The 6443-nt window shown below is 72.1% G+C and carries 4 protein-coding genes; all 4 read left to right on the top strand.

The features are described from left to right. Nucleotides 1–3277: HAMP domain-containing protein (locus ACFY6U_RS24135; protein WP_390041301.1), on the top strand; the 3277-nt coding region annotated here is incomplete at its 5' end. Nucleotides 3278–3348: 71 nt separating this feature from the next. Beyond that, the gene (locus tag ACFY6U_RS24130; protein WP_390041761.1) at nucleotides 3349–5799 is read left to right on the top strand and encodes a SpoIIE family protein phosphatase; all 2451 of its coding nucleotides are present in this window, start codon (nucleotides 3349–3351) and stop codon (nucleotides 5797–5799) included. Nucleotides 5800–5842: 43 nt separating this feature from the next. Continuing rightward, nucleotides 5843–6199, top strand: coding sequence for a PRC-barrel domain-containing protein (locus ACFY6U_RS24125; protein ID WP_390041300.1), 357 nt, complete (start codon nucleotides 5843–5845; stop codon nucleotides 6197–6199). Nucleotides 6200–6224: 25 nt separating this feature from the next. Then, complete coding sequence (locus ACFY6U_RS24120) at nucleotides 6225–6398, top strand: hypothetical protein (RefSeq protein ID WP_390041298.1); 174 nt, start codon at nucleotides 6225–6227, stop codon at nucleotides 6396–6398. Nucleotides 6399–6443 lie beyond the last annotated feature (45 nt).

Here is a 6443-nt window from a genome sequence, read left to right as displayed (position 1 = left end):
CCAGCTCTCCGCCTTCGCCGACGAGGTCACCCGCGTCGCCCGCGAGGTCGGCACCGAGGGCAACCTCGGCGGGCAGGCGATCGCGCGGGGCGTGTCGGGGACCTGGAAGGACCTCACGGACAACGTCAACGTGATGGCGTCCAACCTGACCGGGCAGGTCCGCTCGATCGCCCAGGTCGCCACGGCGGTGGCCCGCGGCGACCTCTCGCAGAAGATCACCGTGGAGGCCAAGGGCGAGGTCGCCGCGCTGGCCGACGTCATCAACACCATGGTCGACACGCTGTCGGCGTTCGCCGACGAGGTCACCCGCGTCGCCCGCGAGGTGGGCACCGAGGGCCGCCTCGGCGGGCAGGCGCACGTGCCGAACGTGGCCGGCACCTGGAAGGACCTGACGGACAACGTCAACTCGATGGCCAACAACCTCACCGGGCAGGTGCGCAACATCGCCCTGGTGACGACCGCGGTGGCGGGCGGCGACCTGTCGAAGAAGATCGACGTGGACGCGCGGGGCGAGATCCTGGAGCTGAAGACGACCATCAACACGATGGTCGACCAGCTGTCCTCGTTCGCCGCCGAGGTCACCCGTGTCGCCCGCGAGGTCGGCAGCGAGGGCAGGCTCGGCGGCCAGGCCGAGGTGGAGGGCGTCGAGGGGACCTGGAAACGGCTGACGGAGAACGTCAACGAGCTGGCCGGGAACCTCACCCGGCAGGTCCGCGCGATCGCGGAGGTCGCCAGCGCCGTCGCCGAGGGGGACCTGACCCGCTCGATCACCGTGGAGGCCTCCGGCGAGGTCGCGGAGCTCAAGGACAACATCAACGCCATGGTGGGGTCCCTGCGCGAGACCACCCGGGCCAACCAGGAACAGGACTGGCTCAAGACCAACCTCGCCCGCATCTCCGGCCTGATGCAGGGCCACCGCGAACTGCCCGTCGTGGCCGAGCTGATCATGGACGAGCTGACCCCTCTGGTGTCGGCCCAGTACGGCGCGTTCTACCTGGCGGAGGACACCGAGCGCGGGCCCGAGCTGCAGCTCGTGGGCTCGTACGGAGCCCCGGACGACGCGGAGCGGCCGACCCGGATCCCGGTCGGCCGCTCCCTGGTCGGGCAGGCGGCGCGCAACCGGCGCCCCGTCTCCGTGGACGAGCTTCCGGAGGGGTACGTCACCATCTCCTCCGGCCTCGGGCAGGCGCTGCCCCGCGCCCTCGTGGTGCTGCCCATCGTGGTCGAGGAGCAGGTCCTGGGCGTCATCGAACTGGCCTCGCTGACCCGTTTCACCCAGATCCACCAGGACTTCCTGGCGCAGCTCATGCCGACCATCGGCGTCAACCTCAACACCATCGTGGCCAACGCCCGCACCGACGAACTGCTGGAGGAGTCGCAGCGCCTGACCGCCGAACTGCAGTCGCGGTCCGAGGAGTTGCAGGTGCAGCAGGAGGAACTTCAGCGCTCCAACGCGGAGCTGGAGGAGAAGGCGTCCCTGCTGGTCGACCAGAACCGCGACATCGAGGCGAAGAACCTCCAGATCGAACAGGCCCGGCAGGAGCTGGAGACCCGGGCGCAGCAGCTCGCGCTGGCCTCCAAGTACAAGTCGGAGTTCCTGGCCAACATGAGCCACGAGCTGCGCACCCCGCTCAACAGCCTGCTGATCCTCGCCCAGTTGCTGGCGCAGAACCCGTCGCGCAACCTGACGCCCAAGCAGGTCGAGTACGCGGGCATCATCCACTCGGCGGGCTCGGATCTGCTCCAGCTGATCAACGACATCCTCGACCTGTCCAAGGTGGAGGCCGGCAAGATGGACGTCGCTCCCGAGCGGGTCCCGCTGCGCCAGCTGCTGGGGTACGTCGAGGCGACGTTCCGGCCGATGACGTCCCAGAAGAGCCTGGACTTCGCGGTGGCCACCGCCCCCGGAACACCTGCCGACCTGCTCACCGACGACTCCCGGCTGCGCCAGATCCTGCGCAACCTGCTGTCGAACGCGGTGAAGTTCACCGAGGAGGGCGGTGTGCGGCTGCGGATCGAACCGGCCGCCGACGCGGAGGTGCCGCCGGGAGTGCACCGCGGTGGTCCGGTGGTGGCCTTCCGGGTCGTCGACACCGGCATCGGCATCCCCCAGCAGCAGCTGGAGACGATCTTCGGAGCGTTCCAGCAGGCCGACGGCACCACCAGCCGCAAGTACGGCGGCACCGGCCTCGGCCTGTCCATCACCCGGGAGATCGCGCACCTGCTCGGCGGTGCCGTCACGGTCGACAGCACGCCCGGTCAGGGCAGCACGTTCACACTGTATCTGCCCGTCGCCCGCCCCGACTTCGAGGAACTCCTGGAGGCCGGGGGCCGGGCGGTGGAACAGCCGCACGACGAGACCGGCGCCGGGGAGCTGTCGACGCCCCGTGCGCTGCCCGCTCCCGTGTCGGCCGCCGAGCCGCGCAGGCGCCGGCTGCTGGTGATCGAGGAACGGCCGCGCGGGCTGCTCACGCTGGTCGCCGAGCGGGCCGTGGCGGACATCGCGCAGCGACCCGACGATCCGCACGGGGCGATCGACATCATCACCGCGGTCGGGGCGCAGGAGGCGGCGAGCACCCTGGCGGCGCAGGCCTGCCACTGCGTCGTCCTGGAACTCGGCATGCCCGGCCAGGAGGGCGCGGGCTTCCTGGAGGCCATGCGCGGTGACTCGGCGCTGGCCAGCGTGCCCGTCCTGGTGCACACCGGGCACCGGGTGGACCTGGCCCAGGAGCAGGGACTGCGGGCCCTCGCAGGTGACCGGCCGCTGGACTTCCTGGCCAGCCTGGACGAGCTGCGCGAGCGCATCACGCTGCACCTGTCGGCCGAGCAGCCCGGTGACGTGCTGTCGCTGGCGCGCGCCGAGGAGCCGCACCACCCGGCCGCGCAGGTCGTGGACGACGCCTTCCTGGGCCGGACGATCCTGGTGGTCGACGACGACGCCCGCAACCTGTTCGCCCTCAGCGGGGTGCTGGAACTGCACGGCTTCCAGGTCCTGCACGCCGACAACGGCCGCAAGGGCATCGAGATGCTGCTCGCGCACCCCGACATCTGCCTGGTGCTGATGGACGTGATGATGCCGGAGATGGACGGCTACGCCGCCACCGCGGAGATCCGCTCCATGCCGCAGTACGCGGAACTGCCCATCATCACCGTCACCGCGAAGGCCATGCCGGGCGACCAGGAGAAGAGCCTCGCCTCGGGCGCCAACGACTACATCACCAAACCCGTCGACACGGGGGACCTCATCGGCCGCGTCCGACGGTGGCTGCCCGGGTGACCGGGCATCACGCCCGCACCGTCCACCAGCCGACCGCGTGACGCCGCGAGGCGTCCCAGCCGAGGAACAGACTGACCGTGAGTGACCTCCGTCAACCTCCCGATCCACAGGGCCCGCAGCTCCCGGCGGGCGGCCGGCCCACGCCTGCGGAGACCGACGCCGGCAGCCCCGGCAGGCCGTCGCCCGTCGGCAGGCTCACGGCGACCGTGGACCGCCTGCGCCGCGAGGTGCGGGCGGCGCAGGCGGAGGCCGACGGACGTGCCCTGATCGAGCTGGCGAAGGGCATCCTGGTCGAACGGCTGCGCTGCGGCCCGGCGCAGGCCGCACGGCAGCTGGCCGAGCTGGCCGGGCAGGCGGGGGTGACACCGCTGGAGTTCGCGGTCGACGTCATCAACCAGGCGGCCCGCGACCGGGTCTCGGAGGTGACCGCGGCCTTCCTGGCGGCCACCGCGGCCGATGCCCGGCCCGCGGAGCCGGCAAACGGCCACTCCTCGGCCGTCCGGCTGCGGGCCGCCGAGAGCGGCGCGCTGGCCGCCCACGACACCCAGGCCGTCGCCGACTCCCTGCTGGAACACGCCCTGACACCCCTCGGTGCCGAGGCGGTGGCCATCTGGGCCCTGGGCACCGACGGCTCGCTCGCCCTGGCGGGCGCCGCGGGGTTCCCCGCCGCAGAGGCCGGGCGCTGGCGGCACGTACCGCCCGGTGTGACGACGGTGGCCCGCCGGGGGCTCGCGGAGCGATCGGGCCACTGGATCCGCAGCCTGGCCGAGACGGGGATGCCCTCCATCGGCCAGCACCACCATCCGGAGGGCGGCCGGTTCGCCGTACCCGCCGGGACCGGCGGACGGATCCACGGTGTCCTGGAGATCGCCTGGCCCACCCCGCTGGACCCCCCTCCCCCGCCGGTAGTCCGGCAGATCGAGGCGCTGGCCGAGCTGTGCGCGCACACCCTGGAGACCTACGGCGGGCACCATCCGGACGGGGCCGGGGGCCCGCGGGTGCTGCCGGACGTGACGGAACTGATGGACCTGGCCGACGGGCTCCACGACCCCGCGCTCGTGCTCGTCCCGGTGCTGGACGCGGACGGGGAACTCGCCGACTTCCGCATCCATCACGTGAACAGCAGCTTCCTGGACCCGGCCGGCCGCCCCCGGGGAGTCGTCAACGGGGCCCTGCTGCTGGAGACGTACCCGGTGGCCGCCGGTCACAGCGAGCTCTTCGAACGGATAGAGCGCGTCCACGCCACCGGCGAGCCCTTCCGCGCCCACCGCATGCGGCTGACCGCCCTGGTCGACGAGGTGCCGCTGGCAGCGGTCGCCGACATCAACATCAGCCGGCACGGGAGCAGCGTGCTGCTCGTCTGGCGCATCGAGGACGAGACGGCCCGGCTGGCCAGCCTGCTCCAGCACGCCCAGCGCCTCGGCCGCATCGGCGGCTTCGAGGAGAACCTGCTCACCTCCGAGATCACCTGGAACGGGCAGCTGTACGAGCTCTACGGCAGGCCCGCCTCCGGCGTCCCGGTGGCGCTGGAGGACCTGCCCGCGCACGCCCATCCGGACGACGCCGTGGCCATCGGACGGTTCCTGCGCACCCTGCTGCACCACCGCCGGGCGGCGTCCACCGCGTTCCGCCTCCAGCGGCCGGACGGGGTCACCCGGCACATCCGGGTGGTGGCCGAACCGGTCCTCGACTCCGACGGCCAGCTGTACGTCGTACGCGGCGCCTACCAGGACATCTCCGCCCAGCACTGGACCGAGGTGGCCCTCGCCGCCACCCGCGACCAGCTCGCCCACACCGAGCAGCAGGCCAGCGAGCGCAACCGGCTGACCCTGCAGCTGCAGCACGCCATCATGCCGCCCGAGCAGACCCCGCTGGCGGTTCCCGGACTGGACCTCGCCGTGCGCTACCGGCCCGCGGAGACCCAGCATCTGGTCGGCGGCGACTGGTACGACGCGGTCGTCCTGCCGTCCCGGCTGGTGCTGCTGTGCGTGGGGGACGTCGCCGGGCACGGTATCGACGCGGCCACCAGCATGGTCGTCCTGCGCAACGCGCTGCGCGGGCTCGCGGTGACCGGCGCCGGGCCGGGGCAGTTGCTGTCCTGGCTCAACATGGTGACGCACCACCTGACCGGCTCCGTCACCGCGACCGCGGTGTGCGGTCTCTACGACCCCGACCTGCAGACCCTGCGCTGGGCCCGGGCCGGACATCTGCCGCCCGTCCTGGTGCGCGGGGGCGAGGCGGAGCCGCTGCCCCTGGTCGGGGGCATGCTGCTGGGCGCCGTGCCGGAGGCCGAGTACCAGGAGCACGAGGTGCAGCTCGCCGTCGACGACACCCTGCTGATGTACACGGACGGACTGGTCGAACGCCGTGACCGGTCCGTGGAGGAGTCCCTCGCGCAGTTGCTGAAGGCCGCCCGCACGGTGCCGCCGGCCCTGGACCAGCAGGTGGACCGCCTGCTGACCCACAGCCGGTCCGACACGGACGACGACACCTGCGTCGTGGGCATCCGCGTGGCTCCATGACTGCCGGCGCCCGCACCGGGTACCCGCTCGGCGGAGGTGCCCGATGTTCGAAGCAACCGACATCCGAGAGTGGCGCGGTCATGACGTGGTCGACGCCGCCGGGCACAAGATCGGCGTCCTGGAGTCGGTCTACGTGGACACCACGACCGACAAGCCCCGCTTCGTCACCGTGACGGTCGGGCTGCCCACGCGCCGCCGCCTGGTGTTCGTCCCCCTCGCCGAGGCGACCGTCGGTCCGGCCTACCTGAAGGTCGCGTACCGCAAGGACGTGGTCAAGAAGGCTCCGTCGATCGACACCGACGGCGAGTTGCCGGCCACTCGGGAACCCGCGGTCTTCGCGCACTACGAACTCGACTACGTCCCGGGCGCGGGCGGCGAGCGCCGCCTGGCCCGCCGCTGACCCACCGAGCCGTCCAGGAGAGCCGATGAGTCTGTTCCTGCTCCTGATCCTTGTGGCCGTCGTCCTGGGCATCGTCGGATTCGCCGCCCACGGGCTGTTCTATCTACTGGTCATCGGCGCCGTCATACTCCTCGCCGACCTCGTCTACGCCACGCTGCGCCTGCGGCACCGCGGCCGGCACCACCGCATCGCCCGCTGACCAGCCCGCCGACCCAGTCCGCCGGTCATCGTATTTACTAACGAA

It is taken from the genome of Streptomyces sp. NPDC013157 (assembly GCF_042899865.1).
Taxonomy (GTDB): domain Bacteria; phylum Actinomycetota; class Actinomycetes; order Streptomycetales; family Streptomycetaceae; genus Streptomyces.
This window is presented reverse-complemented; position numbering and strand designations above follow the sequence as displayed.